This window comes from Pseudomonas sp. L7 (assembly GCF_046605565.1).
GTDB classification, from domain to species: Bacteria; Pseudomonadota; Gammaproteobacteria; order Pseudomonadales; family Pseudomonadaceae; genus Aquipseudomonas; species Aquipseudomonas wayambapalatensis.
In genome coordinates, this window is record NZ_CP176784.1 from 3,975,350 (window position 1) to 3,999,869 (window position 24,520).

Here is a 24,520-nt window from a genome sequence, read left to right on the forward strand (position 1 = left end):
CCGCCACTTGCGCCTCGACCACCAGATCGCCGGCCGCGATGCGCTGGGCACTGTCGATCACCCGTTTGAGCGGCCCGACCACGGCGCGCGTGATCAGCCAGGCGGCAACGATGCCCACCAGCAACGCCAGGGCCGTGGCGATGGCGATGGCCAGCGCGTTGTGCAGCAGCTCCTGGCGCATGGCTTCCTGCTGCGCCGCATAGGCCTGGTCAACCCGGCTGGTGACCTGTTCGGCGCTGGCCTGCAACTGGGTCTTGGTGCCCTGCTCCTTGGCCAGTTCATCGGTGTATTCGTTGAGTTTGTCGGAGAAGGTGGCGATATGCCCGGCCACTTCACCCAGCACGCTCTGGTAACCGGAATCGGTGACGGAGGTCTTGAGCTGATCGACCAGATTCGCCGCCTCGACCGTCTGCGCGATGCGCCCGCCGGACACCACCTCTTCCCCCTTGCGCCCCTGCTCCAGACGCACCCGCGCCTCGTCCATCGCCTGCAGCATCAGCCGCGAGACCTGGGCCACCTGCGCGGCCTGATCGAGAAACTCGCTGCCCTGCTGGCCCTGAGACTGCTTGAGGGTGTAGGCGCCATCGTCCGCCAGCCCGGCCTGCAGCACATCGAGATTGTTGGCGACGCTGGAAACCGACCAGCCAGCCGTATCCAGCGCCAGCTCCTTGGCCTGCACGGCCTCGACAAAGGCATCGAAGGCCTGGCCATAGGCATTGAGATCCGCCTCGCTCGCCGCCAGTGCCGGCAGGCCACGTACGCGCTTGAGCAACGTCTGCAAGCCCGCACGCAGCGCCTCGGCCTCCTTGATGTCGGAACGCAGGGCGAAGGCCTGCTCATGCTGGCGCAGGCGCAGCAGGTCGGTATTGACCTCGCCCATCTGCCGCAGCCCATCGAAGCGCTGGCCGACATTGTTCAGGGCGTACACTCCGATGGCCGCCACCGCCAGGGTCAACAGCAGCACCAGGGCGAAGCCCAGGCCGAGTTTACGTGCCATGCCCAGATTGGACAGACTACCGCGCTTGGTCGCCCCCATCGCCGCTCCCCCTTGCCCATTCAGGTGTTCCCGAATACCAAGAGTGACAACCGTGCCGGCCGGCTCACAAGGGCTTGACGTCAGAATGGTGTCAAATAGCTATGCCCCTGTCGTTTTCAGCTATCTGCAGGTCGCCCTGCATGTGAGAAGAAGGCCTGGGCGCGGATGTCCTGCCCGTACGCGACATTGATGCGCAGCCAGTCGCTGTCGGCTCCCAGATGATCGAAAGCGCTGCCCGGGGTCAGCAGCACCGAATGCTCCAGCGCCAGGCGATCGAGCCAGGCGAAATCCCGGCTCGGCACCCGCGCCCAGACGAACATGCCGCCATAGGGCTCGCAGAACACCTCCCACCCGAACGCTTCCAGTTGCCCCAGCAACTTGGCCATGTGCTGGGCCAGGCGCAGCCGCAAACGCTGCACGCTCTTGCGGTAGCTGCCGTTGGCTAGCATCTGCCCGACCACTTGCTCGACGAAGCGTGAAGTCCCGATGCCGGTCACCATCTTCAACTGCGCCAGTTGGCCGATCAGCTCGGCGTCGGCGGCGATGTAGCCGACCCGCAGGGCACTGCTCAGGGTCTTGGAAAAGCTGCCCAGGTAGATCACCCGCTGTTCGCTGTCCAGCGTCGCCAGCCGCGTGGCCGGGCCGTCCTGGAAGTCTGCGTAGATGTCATCCTCGACGATCCGCAGGTCATGCTCGCGCGCCAGCTCCAGCAAGCGGTAGGCGGTCTTGGGGCTGAGGCTGGTGCCAGTCGGGTTCTGGTACAGACTGTTGACGAACAGGCAACGCGGGCAATGCTCGACCAGCAACCGCTCGAGCGCCTGCACATCAGGGCCCGAAGGCGTGCGCGGCAACGGCAGCATGTGCACTTGATGCTGACGCAGCAGGGTGAACAGGTTGTAGTAGCCGGGGCTTTCGACCACCACCGTATCGCCGGGCTTGAGCAGGGTCCGCACCAGCAGGTCAAGGCCATGGCTGCCGCCTTGCGTGGTGAGAATGCGTTCAGGAGCGGTGGGGATATCCAGCTGCGACAGGCGCTTGTGCAACTGCTGGCGCAGGCTGGCCAACCCCAGCGGCGAGCAATAGCGGAACAGGTCTTCGGGGTCGCCACGGCTGACCAGACGTATCGCCTGGGCCAGGGCCTCACGCGCATGCCAGGCGGTGGGCAGCCAGCCACAACCGAGCTTGAGCATGGCATCGTGGCCGTCGCTGAACTGCCGCCAACTGCCATCGATGGCATCGCCCCAGGGCATGGCATCCTCCTGGGCCACCCCCGGCTTGCGCTCGGCGACGAAGAAGCCGGCACCATGGCGCGCCTCGAGCCAGCCAATGGCCACCAGACGGTCATAAGCGTCGATCACACAGGATTGGCTGACGTCTAGAGTGCTGGCCAAGGTGCGAATCGACGGCAGCCGCGCACCGGGGCGCAGGCGCTGTGTCTCGATCCAGGCTTGCAGATGCTCGGTAAGTTGTTGCACCAGAGGTGTGCGGCTGAGGCGATCCAGAGGAATGTGCATGGTGAAGTGTTTGTTGTTTTCAAGGGAACAGTTAAGCATAAATCGCGTAAATGTGTGCCTTGTCGCTGCATCGTGATCACGCCAATGTGGCTGCACCACCCTCTTGCCTATGGACTCTCCATGCCCGCCCGCCTGGCCTTCACCCTGTGCCTGATCACCCTCGCCGTGAATCTGCAGGCACCGCTCTACACCACCTACGCCGACCTGTCCGGATACGGCGCCGCTGCCACTGCCCTGGCATTCTCCAGCTATGTAGTGGGTGTGCTTCCTGTGCTGCTGGCCTTCGGTGGCTTGGCGGACCGGGTCGGCCGCCGCCCCCTGATCATGGCCGCATTGCTACTGTCGATGCTGGCCACAACCCTCGTCCTGCTCGCACCCGGCCTCGAAACCCTCGCTATGACCCGCCTCCTGATGGGCGTCGGTACGGCCTTGGCGACGACCACCGCGACCGCCTACATGGGTGAACTGCTGGGCGGCGCTGACAGTACCCGGGCTGCCAACTGGGTAACCGCCAGCACCTCGTTGGGCTTCGGGCTGGGTGCGGCACTGACCAGTCTGTTCCTGTTGCGTGGCCCGAGCCTGAGCCCGGGTAGCTTCTACCTGCAACTGCTGCTGGCCGCCGTCGCCCTATTGCTGGTGTGGCGCCTGCCTGACCCTCGCCCGACACAACGCGGCGCCATGCTGCGCCTGCCCTGCTATCCGCCCGGCAGCCTGCCTTATGGCCTGGCGATCCTGCTGGCCTGGGCCTGCACCGGGCTGGTCATCGCGCTGCTGCCAGGTGTACTGCGCCAGCACGGGCTGAGCGAGTGGTCGGGCTTTTCCACCTTCTGCGTAATCAGTTGCGGCCTGCTGTTCCAGCCGCTGGCTCGGCGCCTGGCAAGCGTGCGCGCCACGCTGCTCGGCCTGGCGATCCTGCCACTGAGCTACGCCCTGTTGGCCTGGGGTGCCGAAAACGGCAGGCTGGCAGCGGTACTGGCAGGCGCAGTGGCCGCCAGCAGCGCCTGCTATGGCTTCATCTATCTTGGTGGGCTGGCGGCGGTAAACACTCTCGCAGGGAACCAGATGACCCGCGCCAGCGCCGGGTTCTTCCTGCTCGCCTACCTGGGTTTCAGCCTGCCGGTGATCTTCACCGGCCTGCTCAGTGATCGCCTCGGCTCGCGCATGGCCCTGATGCTGTTCGGCGCAGCCCTGCTGCTGGGCTGCGTCGCGGTGGCGCTGGCGTTGCTGATCTCGGCACGCGTCTCGATCAGATGGCCGTGGCACCGCCATCCACGGTCAGGCTATGGCCGGTGGTGAACTTCGCCCCATCGCTGCACAGATAAAGCACCGCGCTGGCGATCTCCTCGACCTTGCCGATGCGCCCGACCGGGTGCATCGCTGCGGCGAACTCGGCCTTGCGCGGATCGGCCTCGTAGGCGCGGCGGAACATGTCGGTGTCGATCACTGCCGGGCACACCGCGTTGACCCGAATCCCCTTCTTCGCATACTCGATGGCCGCCGACTTGGTCAGGCCGATCACCGCGTGCTTGGACGCAGCATAGATGCTCATCTTGGGTGCTGCGCCCAGCCCGGCGACCGACGCTGTGTTGACGATCGCGCCACTGCCCTGGGCAAGCAGCAGCGGCAACTGGTATTTCATGCACAACCAGACGCCTTTGACGTTGACGCCCATGATCGCGTCGAACTCGGCCTCGCTACCCTCGGCCAGACGCCCCTTCTCGATCTCGATGCCGGCGTTGTTGTACGCGTAGTCCAGGCGGCCATAGACGTCGATGATCTTCTCGTGCAACTGGCGCACATCGCTGTCGCGGGTCACATCGCAGGTCACGAACAGCGCGTCACCACCGGCTTCGCGAATCAGTGCGACGGTTGCCTCGCCACCGGCCACGTCGAGGTCTGCCACCACCACCTTCAGCCCTTCGGCGGCGAACGCCTGGGCCGTGGCTCGGCCGATACCTGCCGCACCGCCGGTGACCAGGGCGACCTGGCCAGAAAAAGTCATGCTCATCACAGGCTCCTGTTTCACAGAGATCGAGTAGAGACCGAGTCTAGTCAGAGCACCGCCCGGCTGGGCAGCATCATCAGGAGCACGGTTGGACTACCATCGTTTGCAGTGATTGTGCGCTGCCGGCCAGATCATCGAGGTGGATTACCGGGCATTCGCCAACCCGGTCAACCTTGCCTGGCCAGGCTCGACGGTCTATCAACAGGCTTTGCCATCTACAGGGAGAGATACCATGACCCAGACCAACCGCCGCTTCCTGCTCGCCAAACGCCCCGTCGGTGCCGTGCGCCGCGAAGATTTCGACTACCAGCAGGGCCCCGCCGCCGAACCCACAGACGGCCAGATCCAGGTGCGCAACCTCTACCTGTCGCTGGACCCTGCCATGCGCGGCTGGATGAACGAAGGCAAGTCCTACATCCCGCCGGTGGGCCTGGGTGAGGTGATGCGCGCACTGGGCGTAGGCGAAGTCGTCGCCTCCAAACATCCGGACTACAAGCCCGGCGACCATGTCAGCGGCGCCCTTGGCGTACAGGACTACTTCACCGGCACGCCCCAGGGCCTGCACAAGATCGACCCGCGCCTGGCACCCCTGCCCCGCTATTTGTCTGCGCTGGGCATGACCGGCATGACCGCCTACTTCGCCCTGCTCGACGTCGGCCAGCCCAAGGCCGGCGAAACCGTTGTCATTTCCGGCGCTGCCGGCGCGGTTGGCAGCATCGCCGGGCAGATTGCCAAGCTCAAGGGCTGCCACGTCGTGGGGATCGCCGGCGGCACGCAGAAATGCCAGTACCTCAAGGATGAACTGGGCTTCGATGGTGTCATCGACTACAAGGCCGAAGATGTGCTCGCCGGCCTCAAGCGCGAATGCGCCAAAGGCGTGGATGTGTATTTCGACAACGTCGGTGGCGACATCCTCGACGCGGTGTTGAGCCGCCTGAATTTCAAGGCCCGGGTGGTGATCTGCGGCGCCATCAGTCAGTACAACAACAAGGAGGCGGTGAAAGGGCCGGCCAACTACCTGTCGCTGCTGGTGAACCGCGCGCGCATGGAAGGCTTCGTGGTGATGGACCACGTCAAGGAGTACGGCAAGGCTGCGCAGGAAATGGCTGGCTGGCTGGCCAGTGGCAAGGTCAAGAGCAAGGAAGATGTTGTGGACGGGCTGGAAACCTTCCCCGAAACGCTGCTCAAGCTGTTCAGCGGGGAAAACTTCGGCAAGCTGGTGCTGAAAGTCTGAACCGGCTGCAACTGGCCGCTCCGTGTGGGAGCGGCCCCGTGTCGCGATGGGCTGCGTGGCAGCCCGTGGGGCGGATCAGCCGCGAATCTCGGCCACCACCGCCGCCAGCGCCTGCGCTGGATCCGCTGCCTGGCTGATCGGGCGGCCGATCACCAGATAGTCGGAGCCGGCATCCAGTGCCTGACGCGGCGTGAGGATGCGGCGTTGATCGTCCTGGGCGCTGCCCGTCGGGCGAATACCCGGGGTCACCAGTTTCAGCGCCGGGTGCGCGGCCTTCAGTGCCGGCGCTTCCAGTGCCGAGCACACCAGGCCATCCATACCGGCCTTCTGCGCCAACGCTGCCAGGCGCAACACCTGCTCCTGCGGATCGATATCCAGGCCAATGCCTGCCAGATCCTCGCGCTCCATGCTGGTCAGCACGGTGACGCCGATCAGCAGCGGCTGCGGCCCGCTGCGCTTGGCCAGCTCCTCACGGCAGGCCGACATCATGCGCAGGCCGCCGGAGCAGTGCACGTTGACCATCCACACGCCCATCTCCGCGGCAGCCTTGACCGCCATTGCCGTGGTGTTGGGGATGTCATGGAATTTCAGGTCGAGGAAGACTTCGAAGCCCTTGGCGCAGAGGGTCTCGACGATGCCCGAGGCGCTGCTGGTGAACAGCTCCTTGCCGACCTTGACCCGGCACAGCGCCGGATCGAGCTGGTCAGCCAGCTTCAGGGCGGCCTCACGGGTAGGGAAATCGAGGGCGACGATCAGGGGCGTCTGGCAGGCGGACATGGTCAGGTCTCTTGGCAAGTCGTAAACGGCGCGCATTGTAAACGAAGTGGGGCGCGGTTTGGGGGCCGCAGATCCACTGGCTGGGCAGGCGATGGCCAGAGGCTATAATTGAACGTACAGACTGGGTTGTCGGTCGAATGAAATGACACGCGGCACATTAACGATCACAGGAGAACGACAATGCCCTGGTATGCCTGGCTGATACTCATCATAGCCCTCGGCTCGATCGTCGGTGGATTGATGATGTTGCGCGATACGGCGAAGAAACTGCCCTTGACCGAGGAGCAGTTGAGGAAAGTTCATGAGAGGAATGCGGAGATGGATGCCAAGGAGGCGCGGGATAAGTAACAGCATTCTGGAAGGCGCCGACCAGCGCATTGCCGGCCGGCTTTGATGTCGCGTTAGTCCACCGTCAACTTTTCGCGATTACGCTCCAGCAGCGCGCTGCCGATTCCTTTGATTTCCAGTAATTCGTCCACAGAATCGAACGGGCCGTTCGCCTCGCGGTAGGCCACGATCGCTTCAGCCTTGGCCTTGCCGATCCCGTTGAGATTGTGCTGCAACGTCAAGGCATCGGCATTGTTCAGGTCAATTCTGGACGTCTTTGTCTGTAGTTCTGTCGACTGGGTCGCAGTTGCTACTACTGGTTGCGAAACCGTGGTTTGAGCCGCGTGTAGTGTCAAAGGCAGGGCTGCAAATAGCGGCAGCAGAAGATAGGACAGGACGGTGTTACGCATGTTAGGCACTCCTTGAGTGAAATGAAAGCAGCGTTCCGTTGGCTGCTTGACAAACCCTAGCGCGTAAACCATGGATTCAGGAAACTGAGATGTTACCAAGTTGAACAGAACAACGCTTCCCTACACCTACCCTCCATTTACACTAAGCGGGGCTGCACGAATCGCCCGCCAGCATTCAAGAGGTTGATTAAAAGCGTTCGAAGATTTAAGCCCAATAACTACCTCCATTCAGACAAAGCTTTTTTACTTTTTCCTACAGAAAGCTTCGTGCAATTCATTTTCGAGCAGTATTAAAGCGCTGGCGAAGACTTCGTCCCGAGACAAGACCTGGCAGGAAATTCATAGGCGCCCAGAAATAGACCCGAAAGATTGCACACCCTGAACACCAGACCGACCAGTAGCCTGATGTTCAGGAAGCAATTGCCGTAAGCGCCTGCAACGGGGGCTCAACGACAGGTTATATCGGATTTAGTAGACCTTTGTTTCCAACAGTCGTTTAAGGTACTGGCCATAACCATTCTTGGCCAAGGGCGCCGCCAACTTTTCCAACTGCTCGGCATCGATCCAGTCCTGGCGATAAGCCACTTCTTCTGGACAGGCCACCTTCAACCCTTGCCGGCGCTCAATAGTCGCGATATAGCCGCTAGCTTCAAGCAATGAATCATGCGTGCCGGTATCTAGCCATGCATAGCCACGCCCCATGATTTCAACCGAGAGCTTGCCCTGCTCCAGATACACGCGGTTGAGGTCGGTAATTTCCAGCTCACCGCGCGGCGAGGGTTTGATCCCCTTGGCAATTTCGACCACATCACGGTCATAAAAATAAAGCCCGGTCACGGCATAACTCGACTTCGGCTTGGCTGGCTTCTCTTCCAGGCTGATCGCCTTTCCTCGCTGGTCGAATTCAACCACACCATAACGCTCAGGATCGTGCACATGGTAGGCGAATACACTGGCGCCATCGGTACGCCCCATGGCACTTCCCAGCAACCCTTGGAAGTCGTGGCCATAGTAGATGTTGTCGCCCAAAACCAATGCCGACAGGTCATTACCGATGAACTGTTCACCAATCAGGAAAGCTTGTGCCAAACCATCAGGTGATGCTTGCACCGCATAGGTAATATTGATCCCCCATTGATGCCCGTCACCTAGAAGCTGTTCGAACCTTGGGGTGTCCTGGGGCGTCGAGATGATCAGGATGTCGCGAATGCCCGCCAGCATCAGAGTGGTGAGCGGGTAGTAGATCATCGGCTTGTCGTAAACCGGCAGAAGCTGTTTGGAAATAGCCAGGGTCGCGGGATGCAGACGGGTACCCGACCCGCCGGCCAAGATGATGCCTTTACGATTTAGTTTGCTCATTTTTCGTGTATCTCGGTCAGCATGCGAGCCACGCCCTGACGCCAGTCAGGCAGCGTCAGCGCGAAAGCTTCTTGTAGTTTGTGAGTATTGAGTCGCGAGTTTGCTGGGCGCTTTGCAGGTGTCGGGTAGGCATCTGTAGTCAGCGGTTTGACCTGCTCGGCGTGCACCTTCAGTGACAAACCGCGCGCTGCGGCTTGCTCCAGAACGAAACGCGCGTAACCGCACCAGGTTGTCTCACCTGACGCCGCCAGGTGGTACACACCAGCCAAAGCAGGGTCACGCCGTGTACATGCAATGGCATGAGCAGTCACGTCGGCAATCAGTTCCGCACCAGTAGGAGCCCCGAACTGGTCATCAATGACACCCAGACTGTCCCGCTCGGTTGCCAGCCGAAGCATGGTCCGGGCGAAGTTGTTGCCGCGAGCGGCATAGACCCAGCAGGTACGGAAGATCAGGCTTGTGCAGCCGGAGGCCAGAATTGCCTGCTCGCCGCCCAGCTTGCTTTCGCCGTAGACATTCAGCGGCCCTACCGCGTCCTCTTCGCTCCAAGGCGCGTTGCCATTGCCTGGGAAGACGTAATCCGTCGAATAATGCACCAACAATGCACCCAGCTCAGCGGCTAAACCGGCCAGTACCTTCACTGCTTGCGCATTGACCAGAAATGCTTGCTCGCGCTCGCCTTCTGCCTTGTCTACCGCGGTGTAGGCTGCTGCATTGACGATGACATCGGGGGCAAAGGTACGCACGGTTTCCGCCAACCCCTGGAGGTTGGTCAAGTCACCACAACACTCATGGCTTCTTGAGCTGAGTGCCAGGACTTGCCCCAAGACAGCCAGACTGCGCTGTAACTCCCACCCCAGTTGACCATCCTTGCCCAGGAGGAGAATTTTCATGCCGAACGCCCGGCGTAATTTTTCTCGACCCAGTCTCGATAGCCACCGGACTGCACGTTTTCTACCCAGTCCCAGTTATCCAAGTACCATTCAACCGTCTTGCGGATACCGGTCTCGAAGGTTTCCGCAGGCTTCCACCCAAGCTCACGCTCGAGTTTGCGTGCATCGATGGCGTAGCGGCGATCATGCCCTGGGCGGTCGGTAACATAGGTAATCTGCTCCCCATACGGCTTGCCATCAGCACGTGGACGCAGCTCATCCAACAGCGCACAAACGCGATTGACGATCTCCAGGTTGGGCTTTTCGTTCCAGCCGCCGACGTTGTATACCTCTCCCATCTTCCCGGCTTCGAGCACGCGGCGGATGGCACTGCAGTGATCTTTGACATAGAGCCAGTCACGTATCTGCTGACCATCACCGTAGACAGGCAGTGCCTTGCCACCCAAAGCGTTGACGATCATCAGAGGGATGAGCTTTTCCGGAAAGTGGAATGGCCCATAGTTGTTCGAGCAGTTGGTGGTCAGCACCGGTAGGCCATAGGTGTGGTGATAGGAGCGCACCAGGTGATCGCTTGCCGCTTTGCTCGCTGAGTACGGACTGTTCGGTTGATACTGGTGGGTCTCAGTAAACGCCGGCTCATCAGCAGCCAGAGAACCATAGACCTCATCGGTAGATACGTGCAGGAAGCGGAATGTCTGACGCGCTTGCTCGTCCAGCCCGCCCCAATACGCGCGCACCGCTTCGAGCAGGCGGAAGGTACCGACGATATTGGTCTCGATGAAGTCCTCAGGCCCGTGAATCGACCGATCGACATGGGACTCTGCTGCGAAGTTCACGATGGCACGGGGCTTATGCTCTTCCAGCAGACGCGCTACCTGTTGGGAGTCTCCGATATCGCCATGCACGAAAATGTGGCGCTCATCACCCTGCAAACTGTTCAGTGTCTGTAGGTTGCCTGCATATGTGAGCTTGTCCAGATTCACCACAGGCTCATCGGAAACTGCCAACCAATCGAGAACAAAATTTGCGCCAATGAAACCAGCACCACCGGTTACTAAAACAGTCATTATCAGCTACCTACTAAACTAATCATTGAAAGCGAAAAGCGCGGAATAGCGATGGCCTGACCGGACAGACATGCCCGAGACAGCCCCTGCGCGCGCCTTCGGCGTTATCAAAAAACTCTCGCGGGCAGGGCGAAAGTCAGATTTCTTTTTTGCGTTGCGTGTAGAGCAGGTCCACGATCTCTCCTTGCGGAACATAGCCACTGACCAGTTCACGCAGCAGTTTTCGCACGGTAACCAATTCATGCGTTTCAACCGCGCCAAGCAATTCAACAAGCTTGACCTTGAGTACATCCCACGGCAAAAAGTCCTCGTTTGCACTCATGATCATCGGGTGCCGGGTGGAGACGACGTTATCGCCAATCAGTAGCTCTTCGTAGAGTTTTTCACCTGGCCGAAGCCCCGTGAACTCAACGGCGATATCGCCATGTGGATTCTTTTCCGAGCGTATGCTCAATCCTGACAGGTGGATCATCTTCTCTGCCAGTTCGGCAATACGAACAGGCTCCCCCATATCCAGAACGAATACATCCCCTCCACGTCCCATCGAGCCGGCCTGGATAACCAGCTGAGCCGCTTCAGGAATGGTCATGAAGTATCGGGTGATCTTGGGGTGGGTTACCGTCAGAGGACCTCCCGACATGATCTGCTTGCGGAACAAAGGTATGACGGACCCTGACGAGCCCAGCACATTACCGAAACGCACCATGGTGAAACGTGTTTTGTTCACCTGCGCGACATTATCCTTCTGCCCGAAGAGGACCGGAGCGCTCTCTCGGCTCAGCGCCTGCAGTACCATCTCGGCAAGCCGCTTGGTACTGCCCATGACGTTGGTCGGCCGCACGGCCTTGTCGGTTGAGATCAGCACAAAGTTAGCGACCCCGGCCTGAACAGCAGCCTGGGCGGAACAGAGTGTGCCGATGACATTGTTCTGCACACCTTCAGAGATGTTGTGCTCAACCATGGGAACATGCTTGTAAGCCGCAGCGTGATAGACAGTCTCCACGCGCCAGGACTGCATAACCTCCAGCAAGTGCGCCTGGTTGCGCACTGAGCCCAGCACCGGCAAGACGGTTACAGGCAATGCCTCACGACATATCCTCAGTTCCAGCTCACTCAAGATGCTGTACAGGTTGTATTCGCTGTGCTCGTACAGTAACAAGGTTTTCGGCCCTGCCCCGACGATTTGCCGACAGAGCTCCGAACCAATCGACCCCCCCGCGCCCGTGACCAGCACCACCTTGTTCGAAATACACTGCGCCAGCAGATCGTTTTGCGCAGGCACCACATCGCGCCCCAGCAGGTCGGCGATGTCGACTTCCTGAATGTCGCCCACTTGCACTCGCCCACTGGCCAGGTCAAGAATGCTGGGAACACTGCGAACATGCAGGGGGAAGCCCTCCAGGAAGCTCAGGATCTCCTTGCGACGACTGCGACTAGCACTAGGAATCGCGAGCAAAATCTCCTGAGCCCCCGTGTCATCGATCATTCGGCCAACTTCATTCGAGCGATACACGTGCAACCCGGAAATGATGCGATCGGCAATCTCCACGTCGTCATCGATAAAAGCCACCGGCCTCATCGACTTGGCCATACGTAGCGCAGCAATAAGCTGGTTTCCAGCGGCGCCAGCGCCATAGATCGCCACTCTCGGCAAACCATCGTCCCGGGAGGCGAAAGGCATGTGTTGCGTTGCCGAGAACCAGTCGCCCAGGAAGTACTGACGCATGGCCAGGCGCAACCCGCCTATCATGACCAGGCTCAACCACCAATAGTTGAAAATTACGGAACGCGGTACCAAAGTCTGGTGATTGCTATACCAGTAGACGAAAACGCCCAGCAAGAGCGCGGAAAGGGAAACCGCCTTGACGATGACGATGAGTGCATCGTTACCGAAATACCGCATCACTGCCCGGTACATGCCGAACTTTACAAAAAGCGGTATTGCCAGAACGGGCGCAGTCACGAACAGCCAGATGTGTTCCCTGAGCGGATTACCCAGGTCATCAAGGCCAAGACGCACGGCAAAGGCCATCAGCAGGGCCAGCCACACCAGGCACACATCCACCAGCACCTGGAGCGTGCGCTTCTCCCTGCGCGGCAATTGAAGCAGATATTTTCGAAGCTCGATCAGTTCCCTAGCTTTCATATCCAGTTACCCACTCGCCTCGTATCCTTCAAAAAATCAAAGCTCACGCTCACCCGCATGGAATTTCAAAGCGAGCACTACCAGCGGTAGATAAGCCAAGCATACGCCAAGCACGCCATTCAGACCGTAGAACGCTACCAGCAGTGCTACCGGGAACAACCAGAACAGGTTCAGGCCCCAGGCTGCCAACGTTACCTTCTTATGGCTTGCGAACTGCCGCGAGGCAAACTGGTAAGCGTGACTTCTATGCGCTTCATAGACCTTTTCACCTCGCATCAGGCGACGCAGCAAGGTGACCGTGGCATCGACCACGAACACACCCAGCAGGATTACCCAACACCAGAAGAAATCGGGTGACGTCCATCCGGCGATCAGGGCCATCGTGCCCATGACAACCCCCAGAAACCCACTGCCGGCATCGCCCATGAAGATTTTCGCCGGAGGGAAGTTCCACAGCAGGAATCCTGCGCCCGATGCCGCCAGCGCAAAGCTGAGGCCAGCGAGGCCGCCGTGCCCCGAGAGGAAGTAGATCAAGCCACCGGATAGCCCGACAAAAACGGCTTCGGAACTGGCAAGCCCGTCAATACCATCCATGAAGTTATAGAGATTCAGCATCCATACCAGGAACACCACAGCCAGCAAGCTGCCTATGAATCCGAGGTTCGACGCCTCTCCCCAAAGCGTGATGGGGGCCAACCCTCCAAGGTTGAATACGATCCAGATACCCGCGAGAAAATGACCGAGCAACCGCCAACGCGCAGGGATATGCCCTAGGTCATCGTAAAAGCCAAGGACCGCCACGCCAGCCCCGCCGAGCACCAGCGCCGACGTGGTGGCGAGGCTGACGTTGCCGAACGCGAAGAGCAACAGTGTCGCTGCAATGAAAGCCACAACGATAGCCACACCACCACCGCGCGGCGTCGGCACGGAGTGCGAGCTGCGCTCATTGGGAATATCAAGCACACTTTTGCGTATTGCATAGCGCCTTACCGTTCCAGTCAATGCCGCAGCACTTACCAGAGCCAACGCTATTATTAGTAGCTGAACCATGAGTCGTGAAATCCAATTCCTAGTTACTGAGCATCAACCATCAATCGCTGGACGTACTTTCTGCCGGCCTCTGCAAGCGCAGCTTCCGGATCTTCGACCGGCAACCAGCCCAGCAGGTCGCGCGCCTTGTTGGTGCTGATTTCCAATGAGCTGAACAATTGCACATACATACCCGTGCGCCCCAAGGCAGTCAAAAGCAGCTTGGCCAGTAGCTTGGGCATGTAGAAACACCTGGATTTTCGTCCCATGCCGGCCGCGAGAGATGCCACGATCTGACGGGTTGAAACGCTGTCACCATCCGCAATCAGGAACAACTCCCCGGCGGCCTTCTCATGGGTAATCACCAGCGTCAGGAAGCTGATCAGGTTGTTCAACGACACCAGACTGCGCCGGTTATGTAATGAAGCAAACGGCAGCGGCAAACCTTTGGCCACCAGGCCCAGCAAGCGTGCGAAATTGCCCGGGGCGCCAGCATCATAAATGAGTGGAGGACGCACAATAACCAGCTGCATGTCAGTCCCTGCTAGCAGCTCGCCTAACGCCTGCTCGGCCTCCAGCTTGGAAACGGCGTAAGCCGCCGTTGGTGCGGCGTCGCTCTGCTCGGTAAATGCCTGGTCAGTGGTCTCGTTGCCATTTACACCAATGGAGCTGACAAAGATGAATCGCCCGACTCCGGCGGCCAGTGCCGCTTTGGCCAGCGCCAGGGCCGTTTCGACATTCGCCTCCCGGAAAGCGGCCAATGGGTCGGCTACCTGATCATTAAGCACATGCGCACGGCCAGCCAAATGAACAACGCAATCGACACCCATCAGGCTATTCCGCACGCAGGCCTGATCCATCAAGTCCAGTTGCACGACATCCCCGGCCAGCACTTGGCCCGACTCACGCCTTACCGCAGCCTTTACAGAAAAGCCGTCTCGGACCAGAGATTCGCACAGGTGCCTGCCGACAAAGCCTGAGGCACCTGTAACCATTACCTGGCATAGCCCTGCCATTTCAGACTCCCGGAGCAATGTGCGGCCTGCCGATCGCATGATACGCCACGCCAGCCTCTGCCATCGTCCACGGGTCGAAGAGATTGCGACCGTCGACCACGATGGCACTGGAAAGAGCCCCACGCAGCATGTGCGGGTCTACAGCGCGGAACGATTTCCACTCGGTACAGATCGCCAGGGCGTCGGCACCGGCCAGGGCCTCTTCCTGCGTCGCCGCGTAGTGGGTATCAGCCCGTTTACCGTAGATGCGCTCGAATTCCTCCATGGCCTTGGGATCGAAAACACGTACCTTCGCTCCCGCCTGCCAGAGTTGTTCGATAAGCCGACGACTTGGCGCATCGCGCATGTCGTCGGTGTTGGGCTTGAAGGCCAGGCCCCAGACGGCGATCGTCTTGCCCTCGAGCTGCCCGTCGAAGATACCCTCGAACGAAGCGAACATCTTGTCTTTCTGGCGCTTGTTAACGCCCTCGACAGCCGCGAGCAGATCAGCGGAATAACCAACTTCCTGCGCGGTACGGTGCAACGCCTGAACATCCTTGGGGAAACAGGAGCCGCCGTAACCACACCCAGGGTAGATGAAGCTGTAACCAATCCGTGGGTCCGAACCGATACCGATACGTACCTGCTCGATGTCGGCACCCAGGCGCTCGGCCAGATTGGACAGTTCGTTCATGAAGCTAATCTTGGTAGCCAGCATGCCGTTGGCCGCGTACTTGGTCAGCTCGGCAGAGCGAACATCCATGAAGATCAGTTTGTCATGGTTCCGGCTGTAAGGCGCATAGCACTCGCGCATCTTGCGGCGAACGTGCTCGGAATCAGTGCCCACCACGATTCGCGCACCTTTGGTGAAGTCTTCGAGAGCCGCACCCTCTTTAAGGAACTCAGGGTTGGAACAGACATGGAATTGCAGGTCGACACCACGAGAGGCCAAGGTACGCTGGATAGACTCCTTGACCTTGTCAGCCGTGCCTACAGGTACTGTCGACTTGTCGACAATGATCTTGGGCTCAGTCATGTACTGACCAATCGTATTGGCGACCGCCAGCACATACTTGAGATCAGCAGAGCCATCTTCATCCGGCGGAGTACCTACCGCAATGAACTGAATCTCACCGAACGAAACGCCCATGGCAGCATCCGTGGTGAAGTCAAGGCGCCCCTCGTGCTGGTTGCGAACAACCATTTCATCGAGGCCAGGCTCGTAGATTGGAATAATGCCCCTCTTCAAGTTATCGATCTTGCGCTGATCGACATCAACACATACCACATGATGGCCAACATCAGCTAGGCACGTGCCAGTGACCAACCCAACATAGCCCGAGCCAAAAACAGTAATCTTCATCTATTTACACCTTCAAATTTCGTAGTACGACCGGTACCAATTCACAAATTTTGCGGCCCCTTCTTGCACGGGCACATTCGGTTTGTACCCGACGGCATCAAACAACCCCTGAGTATCTGCCCATGTCTGCTCGACGTCGCCGGGTTGCATGGGCAAATAATTACAGATTGCCTTGATACCGGTTGCGGCCTCCACGGCGTAGATGAAGTCCATCAGGTTGACCGGGCTGCCGTGACCGATGTTGAACACTGTGCAAGCATCAAGGTCAGGCTTTTGCAGCAACCGGAGAATGCCGGAGATGATGTCATCGATGTAGGTAAAGTCGCGCGACAGATGTCCATGGTTATACACATCGATCGGCTTGCCTTCGAGAATTGCCTTGGTGAACTTGAACATCGCCATATCGGGACGTCCCCACGGGCCGTAGACTGTAAAGAACCTCAGGCCGGTGGTTTGGATCCCGTACAAATGAGAGTACGTATGAGCCATCAGCTCATTCGATTTCTTGGTGGCCGCGTAAAGGCTGATCGGGCAATCTACCGACTGTTGAGTCGAGAAGGGGACGTCCTTGCTCAGACCATAGACAGAACTCGAAGACGCATAGAACAACCGCTTGACGTTGTGATTACGGCAACCTTCGAGAATATTCATGAAACCAACGACATTACTCTGCACGTAAGCCATTGGATTATCGAGCGAGTAGCGCACGCCCGCCTGGGCTGCCAGGTTCACCACACAGTCGAATTGATTAGCGGAGAACACCCTATCGATGGCCTCGGCGTCAATAAGATCCGCACGAATGAATGTGAAGTTTTCAATCTCCTCAAGATCCTTGAGCCGCGCTTCCTTGAGGCTGACGTCATAATAATCATTGAGATTATCGACACCCACCACCTTTTCAGCGGTGGCCGATAATGCCTTGGTCAGCGCATGCCCGATGAATCCAGCAGCGCCAGTAATCAAAATTTTCATCTACGCCTACCGTGCGAACTTGTATAGCAATTGTTTAAGAAATGCGGGAGACCGACGGACGATAGAACGCAACATCGTGTTGATGACAAACGCACCGCCACCGATAAAGCCGATATCCTTCTGGAAACGGATAATGGCCAGCTCATGCTTGAGATAATCCTTGCCACGCCGTTGCATCAGCTCGCTGCCTGCTCGCATCTTCAAAAGAATGTCCGGCAGATTCTCAATCCTGTACCCCTTTTGCAACATCAGCGACCACAGCGCGTAGTCCTGAGCCTTCCGGAAGCTCGGGTAACCACCTACTGCCTGCACTCCTGACTTGCGGAACATGACGGTAGGATGACTGAGCGGGCTGCGCCGCTTGGAAAACGCGTATAGCGCGTCATGGTCCAACGGTAGTCTGCGCGGCCCCAACGAATGCCTCATGGTCACATCGTATTCTTCAACCATCGCACCCAGCACAGTCACCTCAGGATGGGCTTGTAAATACGTCAGCTGCCGTTCAAATCGAACGGGGAGGCAGATGTCATCGGTGTCCATCCGCGCGACAAGCTCATGGGTGCAGTATTTCAACCCTTCATTGAGCGCATTGGCCAGCCCCACGTTTACAGGTAGCACCACCGAAACGATCGGCAGCTTCGACCGAAATTGCTCAATGACCGCCTTCAGCGAATCAGAAATCGGCCCATCCTCGACGAGTACCACTTCCTGCGCTTTACAGGTCTGTACCGTCAAGCTCTCGAGGCATGCCACCAGAAACTCGGGTTTCTCCGATGCGTAAACCGAGATAAGTACGGAAAAGTCAGCAGTCACAGCTCTGATCCTTTTGCAAAATTCAAACTACTGACGCGCCAGCCACGCCTGGAACATTAATACATTCCAGAGAACTGCCGCATGATTCCGCTTGCCACCGACGTGTTCTTGCCAGAGCCTGTGTACGGCATCCACATTGAAATGACCTTCACTTCGCAGCTTGCGGGCATCCAGCAAGGCTTCCGCCCACTCTCGCAACGGGCCGATCAGCCAGTCTCTCAGCGGAACGCCAAACCCCATCTTCGGACGGTCGATCAACGCACGATCAACATGCTTGTAGAGGACCTGCTTGAGTGCCCACTTGGTCTCCCCTTCTCGGAACTTGTACTCGAGGGGCAATGACCAGGCGAATTCCACCACCGAGTGATCCAGAAACGGCGCGCGTCCTTCCAGCGAGACCGCCATTGCCGCCCGGTCGAGCTTGGTCAGGATGTCGCCCGGCAAATATTCCTTCAGATCCCAGGCCATCATCTGCTGTACATCACACAAACCCTGATTGGCCAGCCTCGAGGGACGGGAATCGGTAACCGGTTTAAGCAGCAGATTGTTCGCTTGTGCATGGTTCGACACAATATTGTTGTAGACATCATGAGGCCCGCGAGCGGCAAATACCCCAGCCAACTTATGGACCTTGTCGCCAATACTGCCCAGCCCTTTGCTACCCGGTAACCGCCGGCCAAGCGAATCCCACCCCCCAGGCTCCACAGTTGTCAGTAGCCGCCCCACACCCGCTCTGAGCCCGGCAGGAATCGGCTTCATGTACCGCCACAGTTTGCCAGCCACCAGGTAACGGTTGTAGCCGCAAAAAAGTTCGTCACCACCGTCGCCGGAAAGCGAAACGGTTACCTGCCTCTTGGCCAGCTTGGAGACCAGAAAAGTCGGAATCTGCGAAGGGTCGGCAAACGGTTCGTCCCAGATGTCCGGAAGCATCGGGACGACATCCAGCGCCTGCCTGGCGCTGACATACAGCTCTTCATGCTCCGTGCCAATATGCTGAGCCACTTCCTTGGCATATGGCGCTTCGTTGAAACGTGGGTCGTCGAAGCCAATCGAGAAGGTCTTGATCTTCTCTGAAGACTGGGCCTGCATCAGTGCCACGATGAGTGACGAGTCCACACCACCGGACAAGAATGCCCCCAACGGCACATCGGAAAGCATCTGCCTGCCGATGGTCGTCTTCAGCATGCTTTCTAATGCACCGACGGCCTCATCCGCTGTTCCCTGAAACGGAGCATTCAGGCCATTACGAATGATCTCGTCGACGCTCCAATACGCACGCGTCACAGGCTGAGGATCGCGCAGCGATACCTGCAAATACTCTCCCGGCATCAGTTTACTGACGCGGTCGTAGATCGAGAACGGCGCAGGCACATAGCCAAATTGGAGGAACAGCGATAGCGCCTGTGGGTCTACATGCGATTCGAATCCAGGCGCCGCTTTCAACGCCCTGAGTTCAGAACCGAACAAAAACGCCTCACCGAGCCAACCGTAATAAAGCGGCTTCTCGCCCAACCGGTCTCGCATTAACGTCAATTGCGCTTGGTCTCGGTCCCACAATGCGATGGCAAACATGCCATGCAACTGGGAAAGCGTCGCCTCAATGCCATAGATCTCAAAGCACGCAAGTAATGTTTCGGTGTCAGAATGACCCGACCACTGAATGACGTGCTGATCACGGGCAAGTTTGTCTCTCAGGTCAACATGGTTATAGATCTCGCCGTTGAAGGCGATCATGTAACGGCCACTGGCTGAGCGCATGGGCTGAGCGCCATGGCTGGAAACGTCCATGATCGAGAGCCGCCGATGGGAAAAACCGACACCTGAAGCGGCATCAAACCAGATTCCACTGGAATCAGGCCCTCGATGCTCGATCGCAAGCCCCATGTTTTCCAGGATCTGCTCGGTATCACTGCCAAGCGTCGAACGGGAGAGAAGCCCTGCGAAACCGCACATTTCAATTACCCTCAATCGACGCGTAACGAGAAAGCATATTCATTCTCCAATCTTTCCCCAAGCACCACGAATGGCATCTTTTATCCCTGCGACCGCGAAGCTCAACCGTTTCATTTTTCTATCGAAACACAATGGAATGAGGCATAACTTCGCCAGCATGATGACACTGTATTTCAATTTCCATCTTCCTGGAACAAAGGGCTTGCTCAACAGGTAGATAAAATTGCGGAACTGGTAATAATGGCGGATGGGAGATGGCATACCAATGCTTTGACCAAGGATTCTCTTATGGCCATCGCCGAGCATGTGGGAAATTTCCAAGGTGGTATCAATGAAGATACGATAGCCGCGCTCACGGCTACGCCAGCACCATTCCCAATCGACGAAGTCGATGAACAAGTCCTCGTTCTTCAAGCCGACGGCATCAATGGCATCGAAACGCATGAGAAACCCGGAACTCAGGGTGTATTCAACTTCGATCACATCGCCGCTGCGAGTGAGTCCGTCATAGACCTCATCACTGTCCTTGCGCACCGCGAGAGGGCCGATGCCGCCGACTTTGATACCTTTTTCAGTCAACTCTGCATGGCGGTGCATGAGATTGTTGACATAACCCACCGGCAGCTTCGAGTCTTGGTCCATCTCGATGACAAACTCGCTACCCATTGCCTTGGCGGCTTGCATGCCGATATTTTGTGCAGCAGCAATACCTAGATTTCGAGACAACTGTTTAATGATAACGCTGGGATAAGAAGCAGCCAACGCACCAACTTCATGCTGGCGCGCGATGCAATCCGAGTTATCCACTATTATAATATATTTAGCCTGGTGCAAGTAGGACTTTATATTTTCAAGCAAATCTTCCACACAGGGATTGTATGTGGTCACCAGAATTGAAACATTATCACCCGCAAACCCAGCACCCATTACGCCACCACCCGAACATTACCTTTTGACGCAAAACGGAGAAGAACGCCAATGCAATTGATAACAAAAAACAACAAGAATATATCGAGTACATAAGCCAACCCGACGGTTGGCTCAAGCAACATTGCAATCGAACGCACCCACAATGCAGCACACAGTGCCGCATAATAGGGACGTTGATTACGCCCCAAACGGCCAAGCGCTGCCACAGAGGCTAAAAACCAACCCATCAACGCCGCAAACACAAGCCCTGGAAAGAATCCAAAATACTTGTATGAAAAAAGATCGAAGTGGCTGGTAGGGCCTCCCGCGATGGTATTATCGGGGTACCAGTACAGCAGTGCCTGCCGCCCGACAGCATAGTCATTGATAGGATAGCCAACTATTTCGCTCATTTTGGTAACACTTACCAATGGAGCAATAAACTGCACGAACACACTATCCGTCTTTAGCTCTTCAATCACACCATTGGGCAAAGACAAATAGTATTTATCAGCGTTTGCTAGGATCCTCAACGCAAGCCGCTCATAGAGCATTGGCGTATTCGGCATGTAAACCCCAGACGCCTGGGTATCAACACCCGCACCTTCAAGATTCTTGCTCAAAATCCACACAGCAAACACAAGAACAACAGAAAACAAAGCACCTACTTTTAAGAAATTCAAGCGCAGCCGATAACCGTAGACACCCAACGCAAAAATCGACGCATAAATACCCTCGAGAATAGCAAATTTCGCACCATTCAGAAGAGAACTTATCACGAGCAACAACACGTAACCCAAACCGAGCACGAGGGTCAAATAGTTCCGTCTACCGTTGCGCCAGCGCTCAACACAGACAACAGCGATGCATGCCACCAAAAACAACCTAAACGCGTCAGCCACTCTGACAAAAGCGCCAAGACCTCGATTTTGCTCAAATCTGTTGGTTTCTGCACTGGATCCAAAACCGGTGCTCGCTATCAAGAACACGGCCAAACAAATGTAGATCAGAAGGACTATCCAGAACTCCCCTCTGCCTCGGCCATGTGGCACCAGAAGAGCGACAACCCATTTATACATCTGCTGCCCATGACGACCACTGAACCGTAAAAAAAACAGAAAAGTCAGCGCATATGAAAGTAACAACGCTACATAATAGAGAGAGACATGCCCCCCGATGAACATGGCCAGAACGATTCCGTAGGCAGTTCCGAAGGTAAATGTCCAGTAAAAATGGAGAGGATCAAGGTAACCCAAAAACGCAAATCGACGAACTGAAAAATACAAAAGCCCCGTCGTTACAAACATGCAAGTCAGCAAAATTGGAATATTTGAAAAAGCGAATTCAAAAAAATCCAGATCGCTCATTTTCTACCCACTACATGCTGCACAGCAACAATCGGCATTTTCAGAAAGCTCAAAACGATCTCTTTGAAATCACACTCGCGGAATAAATCGACAAAATAGCTAAATCGTCCATGTTTTAGCGCGTTCAACGAGTAATAGGCAGCGGCATTAGCGACTGCTTCGAGACGAAGATTATCTGGCGCCAGCGCAACAAGAGCGCCTCGCACCATCCTTAGCTGCGCGGACAAATTTTTTGAGGTATTCGTGCCATGTTGACGGTAGCGAACACAATCAATGCCCGGTTCGAATCCAAAGTCTCGCCCTGCTTCGCCATAAACACTCAGCAGCTTTACAAAGGTCGGATAGTCATCAAGTCGCAACGCTGGATCCCAGCCGCCAATCCGTCTAAGTGCTTCAACTCTAAAAATAGTCGACTGCAATAAAATGGGTGATGGATAGTGCGTAAACATCTCCCGATCACGCGTGCAGCGATTCAGCGAAAAGAACCTCTCATGCCGAACATTATAGATAGGGCCCAAAACGCCTTCAGCATCGAAGTAATGACCACCACCAATTAAAAAGCCCAGGTTCTCCTTCGACTTGATTTCAGCAAACACTTGCGCAACACCGTCGGGAACCAAAATATCATCAGAAGCAACAAACCAACAAAACTCAGTATCGATGAGCTTCATTGACTCATTGAGCGAAGACACCAAGCCACCATTCGCTTTTTCTACAATAGTGACATTCTCACCAAGACCCTGCTGCTTCAGATACTCCCTGACCAAGGACATTGAGTCATCTCTGGAACCATCATCTACAACAAGAACCTTCAAGCCTGGCACTGCAATTGCCAGCGCCGCCCTCAAAGACTCGACAATATAGTCGGCATGATTGTACGACGGAATCACCACTGTCAGCATTTTGCCAGCTCCTGCAACGCATCAATTTCAGTCAAACAATCTGTTAAACGAGCTCAGCCGGATGTCTCATCGTCCGCAAACTCCTACGAATCACTATCCACACAAGGACCCAGTAAATAGCATAATTGATGGCATAGGCCATAACTACGCCCTCGAGGCCTACAGCCCTAATCAAAAAAACTGCCAACACATAAAATAAAAACGATCCAATTATTTCAGTAAAAACAAAGGCCTTGAACATCGCTTTACCCAACATCACATAGGCAATAATCCAACTGCCAATCTTGAGTGAATCACCGACCAACTGCCAAGCAAACAAGTCAGTGACAGGTGCAAAGTCAGCACTAAACAAAAACAGTACGACAGGCTCTCTCAAGACATAAATCACCACCGCAGCGAGGACCGTCAATGGCAAGATAACTCGATACCCAAATCCGATTTCTGCCATCAGTTCCGGATACGTTTTAAGCTCCGATAGTCGTGGTAGGAAGTAAATCGACAACGTCGTGGTCGCCATCATCAGATAGGCGGAACTCAATCGCCACATGGCTTCCCAGTATCCCGCCGCATGCCATCCCAGCGTCTGCCCGATCTCGCTCCGGATCAACATTTGAGTGACCGGAAGGCAAGACGCTGAAACAATAGCCATGACTGCATATTTTAGCAGATTCCTTACGACGCTCTTATCCAACTGACCAAAGAGCATGAAAAAGCTAAAAAACTCTAAGCGATGACAAACGATCAGCGTGGAGAAGAAGGCAACAGACTGATAGGTTGCCAGCGCAACAAGTGCTCCTTTCAACCCATAAAAATGGACCAAAATAGCGGTGATCAACACGGAAAGTACACTACCTGCAATATTGCAGACAACATACTTACCAATCTCCTTGAGGCCATTCAGCACTGCCAGGAGAAAGGTATTTAAAATAAGAAAAACCAAGCCGACTGCAAACCAGGTAAATACATCAGAAAGACTGCTATCATTCAAAAACCTTGCAGCGAGCCTCTCCCTAAATAAAAACAATAGACAAGCGATAATCAAGCTAACCACGACGCTCAGGGTGCCAGCTGTGCGCCACACCGCAATCCGGCTCTTGGCATCATCTGCGTATTCCGCCGTGTACTTGGTAACGCCCGTATTGAAAGCGCCCCCAATCAGCGTAGTGATCAATGCAACAACATTCTGAAACTGACCGAACGCCGCATACCCTGCCGGACCGACGTACAACGCGAGCATTTTATTGATACCAAGCAGCGCCAACATCTTCGTGACGACCGCAATACCGTTGAGCACGCTAGTTTTGATGAGATTCATCTGTATCGATCCGCAAAAGCATCTGACTTTCCAATCACTGCCTCCCCCCCGAACAGTGCTATCAGTTCATCGAGGAACACCAAAAGCCATGAGCCCTGCAGGCACCCAAATGCCGTACAAGGTCATGGCACTCT

At 56.6% G+C, this 24,520-nt stretch carries 21 protein-coding genes and 1 pseudogene; 3 read left to right on the plus strand and 19 right to left on the minus strand.

The features are described from left to right. Window positions 1–4: 4 nt before the first annotated feature. Together ACK3BK_RS18345 and ACK3BK_RS18350 are read right to left on the minus strand one after the other, a co-directional pair. A pseudogene (locus ACK3BK_RS18345) lies at window positions 5–1,036 on the minus strand (methyl-accepting chemotaxis protein); the annotation flags it as partial. Window positions 1,037–1,152: 116 nt separating this feature from the next. Beyond that, window positions 1,153–2,550 carry a PLP-dependent aminotransferase family protein gene (locus ACK3BK_RS18350; RefSeq protein WP_411383024.1) on the minus strand — a complete coding sequence of 466 codons (1,398 nt, stop codon included), beginning with the start codon at window positions 2,548–2,550 and terminating at the stop codon, window positions 1,153–1,155. Between the two features lie 120 nt (window positions 2,551–2,670). Here ACK3BK_RS18350 and ACK3BK_RS18355 point away from each other — a divergent pair, with 120 nt between their 5' ends. Continuing rightward, window positions 2,671–3,846 (plus strand): MFS transporter, encoded by a 1,176-nt coding sequence (locus ACK3BK_RS18355; RefSeq protein WP_411383025.1) that lies wholly within the window; start codon window positions 2,671–2,673, stop codon window positions 3,844–3,846. On the opposite strand, the gene ACK3BK_RS18360 is transcribed toward ACK3BK_RS18355, so the two are convergent. Further along, window positions 3,797–4,558 carry an SDR family oxidoreductase gene (locus tag ACK3BK_RS18360; RefSeq protein WP_411383026.1) on the minus strand — a complete coding sequence of 254 codons (762 nt, stop codon included), beginning with the start codon at window positions 4,556–4,558 and terminating at the stop codon, window positions 3,797–3,799. The genes ACK3BK_RS18355 and ACK3BK_RS18360 overlap by 50 nt on opposite strands. Before the next feature lie 229 nt (window positions 4,559–4,787). Between ACK3BK_RS18360 and ACK3BK_RS18365 the strand changes: the two genes are divergently transcribed. After that, entirely contained in the window at window positions 4,788–5,789 is a 1,002-nt protein-coding gene (locus tag ACK3BK_RS18365) for an NADP-dependent oxidoreductase (RefSeq protein ID WP_411383027.1), read from the plus strand. Between the two features lie 75 nt (window positions 5,790–5,864). On the opposite strand, the gene pyrF is transcribed toward ACK3BK_RS18365, so the two are convergent. Further along, window positions 5,865–6,566, minus strand: coding sequence for an orotidine-5'-phosphate decarboxylase (gene pyrF / locus ACK3BK_RS18370; RefSeq protein WP_411383028.1), 702 nt, complete (start codon window positions 6,564–6,566; stop codon window positions 5,865–5,867). A 180-nt stretch (window positions 6,567–6,746) separates the two neighbouring features. On the opposite strand from pyrF, the gene ACK3BK_RS18375 reads away from it, so the two are divergent. Next, on the plus strand, window positions 6,747–6,914 hold the full coding sequence (locus tag ACK3BK_RS18375; RefSeq protein WP_411383029.1) for a DUF2897 family protein: 168 nt from the start codon (window positions 6,747–6,749) through the stop codon (window positions 6,912–6,914). 53 nt (window positions 6,915–6,967) lie between these two features. Here the strand turns inward: ACK3BK_RS18375 and ACK3BK_RS18380 are convergent, their stop codons facing one another. The 15 genes from ACK3BK_RS18380 to ACK3BK_RS18450 form a co-directional block, all read right to left on the minus strand. Then, complete coding sequence (locus tag ACK3BK_RS18380) at window positions 6,968–7,303, minus strand: ComEA family DNA-binding protein (protein WP_411383030.1); 336 nt, start codon at window positions 7,301–7,303, stop codon at window positions 6,968–6,970. A 468-nt stretch (window positions 7,304–7,771) separates the two neighbouring features. After that, window positions 7,772–8,662, minus strand: coding sequence for a glucose-1-phosphate thymidylyltransferase RfbA (gene rfbA, locus ACK3BK_RS18385; protein WP_063545757.1), 891 nt, complete (start codon window positions 8,660–8,662; stop codon window positions 7,772–7,774). Then, on the minus strand, window positions 8,659–9,555 hold the full coding sequence (gene rfbD, locus ACK3BK_RS18390) for a dTDP-4-dehydrorhamnose reductase (protein ID WP_411383031.1): 897 nt from the start codon (window positions 9,553–9,555) through the stop codon (window positions 8,659–8,661). The genes rfbA and rfbD overlap by 4 nt, the downstream gene beginning before the upstream one ends. Further along, complete coding sequence (gene rfbB / locus ACK3BK_RS18395) at window positions 9,552–10,622, minus strand: dTDP-glucose 4,6-dehydratase (RefSeq protein ID WP_411383032.1); 1,071 nt, start codon at window positions 10,620–10,622, stop codon at window positions 9,552–9,554. Before rfbB ends, rfbD begins: the two co-directional genes overlap by 4 nt. A gap of 136 nt (window positions 10,623–10,758) precedes the next feature. Next, the gene (locus ACK3BK_RS18400) at window positions 10,759–12,768 is read right to left on the minus strand and encodes a polysaccharide biosynthesis protein (protein ID WP_411383033.1); all 2,010 of its coding nucleotides are present in this window, start codon (window positions 12,766–12,768) and stop codon (window positions 10,759–10,761) included. Between the two features lie 36 nt (window positions 12,769–12,804). Further along, window positions 12,805–13,818 (minus strand): MraY family glycosyltransferase, encoded by a 1,014-nt coding sequence (locus ACK3BK_RS18405; RefSeq protein WP_411383034.1) that lies wholly within the window; start codon window positions 13,816–13,818, stop codon window positions 12,805–12,807. A 23-nt stretch (window positions 13,819–13,841) separates the two neighbouring features. Further along, window positions 13,842–14,813 carry an NAD-dependent epimerase/dehydratase family protein gene (locus tag ACK3BK_RS18410; RefSeq protein ID WP_411383035.1) on the minus strand — a complete coding sequence of 324 codons (972 nt, stop codon included), beginning with the start codon at window positions 14,811–14,813 and terminating at the stop codon, window positions 13,842–13,844. 1 nt (window position 14,814) lies between these two features. Beyond that, the gene (locus ACK3BK_RS18415) at window positions 14,815–16,155 is read right to left on the minus strand and encodes a UDP-glucose dehydrogenase family protein (protein WP_411383036.1); all 1,341 of its coding nucleotides are present in this window, start codon (window positions 16,153–16,155) and stop codon (window positions 14,815–14,817) included. Between the two features lie 12 nt (window positions 16,156–16,167). Then, entirely contained in the window at window positions 16,168–17,127 is a 960-nt protein-coding gene (locus tag ACK3BK_RS18420; RefSeq protein ID WP_411383037.1) for an NAD-dependent epimerase, read from the minus strand. Between the two features lie 6 nt (window positions 17,128–17,133). Next, window positions 17,134–17,940 carry a glycosyltransferase gene (locus ACK3BK_RS18425; RefSeq protein WP_063545764.1) on the minus strand — a complete coding sequence of 269 codons (807 nt, stop codon included), beginning with the start codon at window positions 17,938–17,940 and terminating at the stop codon, window positions 17,134–17,136. Between the two features lie 27 nt (window positions 17,941–17,967). Further along, entirely contained in the window at window positions 17,968–19,893 is a 1,926-nt protein-coding gene (asnB, locus tag ACK3BK_RS18430) for an asparagine synthase (glutamine-hydrolyzing) (RefSeq protein WP_411383038.1), read from the minus strand. A gap of 39 nt (window positions 19,894–19,932) precedes the next feature. After that, complete coding sequence (locus ACK3BK_RS18435) at window positions 19,933–20,820, minus strand: glycosyltransferase family 2 protein (protein ID WP_411383039.1); 888 nt, start codon at window positions 20,818–20,820, stop codon at window positions 19,933–19,935. Then, window positions 20,820–22,169 (minus strand): hypothetical protein, encoded by a 1,350-nt coding sequence (locus ACK3BK_RS18440; RefSeq protein ID WP_411383040.1) that lies wholly within the window; start codon window positions 22,167–22,169, stop codon window positions 20,820–20,822. Before ACK3BK_RS18440 ends, ACK3BK_RS18435 begins: the two co-directional genes overlap by 1 nt. Beyond that, window positions 22,166–23,071: a glycosyltransferase family 2 protein gene (locus ACK3BK_RS18445; RefSeq protein ID WP_411383041.1), complete on the minus strand. Its 906-nt coding sequence runs from the start codon at window positions 23,069–23,071 to the stop codon at window positions 22,166–22,168. Before ACK3BK_RS18445 ends, ACK3BK_RS18440 begins: the two co-directional genes overlap by 4 nt. Window positions 23,072–23,114: 43 nt before the next feature. Beyond that, the gene (locus ACK3BK_RS18450) at window positions 23,115–24,386 is read right to left on the minus strand and encodes an O-antigen translocase (protein ID WP_411383042.1); all 1,272 of its coding nucleotides are present in this window, start codon (window positions 24,384–24,386) and stop codon (window positions 23,115–23,117) included. Window positions 24,387–24,520: the final 134 nt, after the last annotated feature.

Coding starts and splice junctions, on each gene's coding strand:
- ACK3BK_RS18450 (WP_411383042.1), bottom strand. CDS start 24,386: ATGAATCTCATCAAAACTAGCGTGCTCAACGGTATTGCGGTCGTCACG.
- ACK3BK_RS18360 (WP_411383026.1), bottom strand. CDS start 4,558: ATGAGCATGACTTTTTCTGGCCAGGTCGCCCTGGTCACCGGCGGTGCG.
- ACK3BK_RS18375 (WP_411383029.1), top strand. CDS start 6,747: ATGCCCTGGTATGCCTGGCTGATACTCATCATAGCCCTCGGCTCGATC.
- ACK3BK_RS18355 (WP_411383025.1), top strand. CDS start 2,671: ATGCCCGCCCGCCTGGCCTTCACCCTGTGCCTGATCACCCTCGCCGTG.
- ACK3BK_RS18380 (WP_411383030.1), bottom strand. CDS start 7,303: ATGCGTAACACCGTCCTGTCCTATCTTCTGCTGCCGCTATTTGCAGCC.
- rfbD (WP_411383031.1), bottom strand. CDS start 9,555: ATGAAAATTCTCCTCCTGGGCAAGGATGGTCAACTGGGGTGGGAGTTA.
- ACK3BK_RS18440 (WP_411383040.1), bottom strand. CDS start 22,169: ATGAGCGATCTGGATTTTTTTGAATTCGCTTTTTCAAATATTCCAATT.
- ACK3BK_RS18365 (WP_411383027.1), top strand. CDS start 4,788: ATGACCCAGACCAACCGCCGCTTCCTGCTCGCCAAACGCCCCGTCGGT.
- ACK3BK_RS18350 (WP_411383024.1), bottom strand. CDS start 2,550: ATGCACATTCCTCTGGATCGCCTCAGCCGCACACCTCTGGTGCAACAA.
- ACK3BK_RS18420 (WP_411383037.1), bottom strand. CDS start 17,127: ATGAAAATTTTGATTACTGGCGCTGCTGGATTCATCGGGCATGCGCTG.
- ACK3BK_RS18435 (WP_411383039.1), bottom strand. CDS start 20,820: ATGGGTGCTGGGTTTGCGGGTGATAATGTTTCAATTCTGGTGACCACA.
- ACK3BK_RS18445 (WP_411383041.1), bottom strand. CDS start 23,071: ATGCTGACAGTGGTGATTCCGTCGTACAATCATGCCGACTATATTGTC.
- pyrF (WP_411383028.1), bottom strand. CDS start 6,566: ATGTCCGCCTGCCAGACGCCCCTGATCGTCGCCCTCGATTTCCCTACC.
- rfbB (WP_411383032.1), bottom strand. CDS start 10,622: ATGACTGTTTTAGTAACCGGTGGTGCTGGTTTCATTGGCGCAAATTTT.
- ACK3BK_RS18410 (WP_411383035.1), bottom strand. CDS start 14,813: ATGGCAGGGCTATGCCAGGTAATGGTTACAGGTGCCTCAGGCTTTGTC.
- ACK3BK_RS18400 (WP_411383033.1), bottom strand. CDS start 12,768: ATGAAAGCTAGGGAACTGATCGAGCTTCGAAAATATCTGCTTCAATTG.
- rfbA (WP_063545757.1), bottom strand. CDS start 8,662: ATGAGCAAACTAAATCGTAAAGGCATCATCTTGGCCGGCGGGTCGGGT.
- asnB (WP_411383038.1), bottom strand. CDS start 19,893: ATGTGCGGTTTCGCAGGGCTTCTCTCCCGTTCGACGCTTGGCAGTGAT.
- ACK3BK_RS18415 (WP_411383036.1), bottom strand. CDS start 16,155: ATGAAGATTACTGTTTTTGGCTCGGGCTATGTTGGGTTGGTCACTGGC.
- ACK3BK_RS18405 (WP_411383034.1), bottom strand. CDS start 13,818: ATGGTTCAGCTACTAATAATAGCGTTGGCTCTGGTAAGTGCTGCGGCA.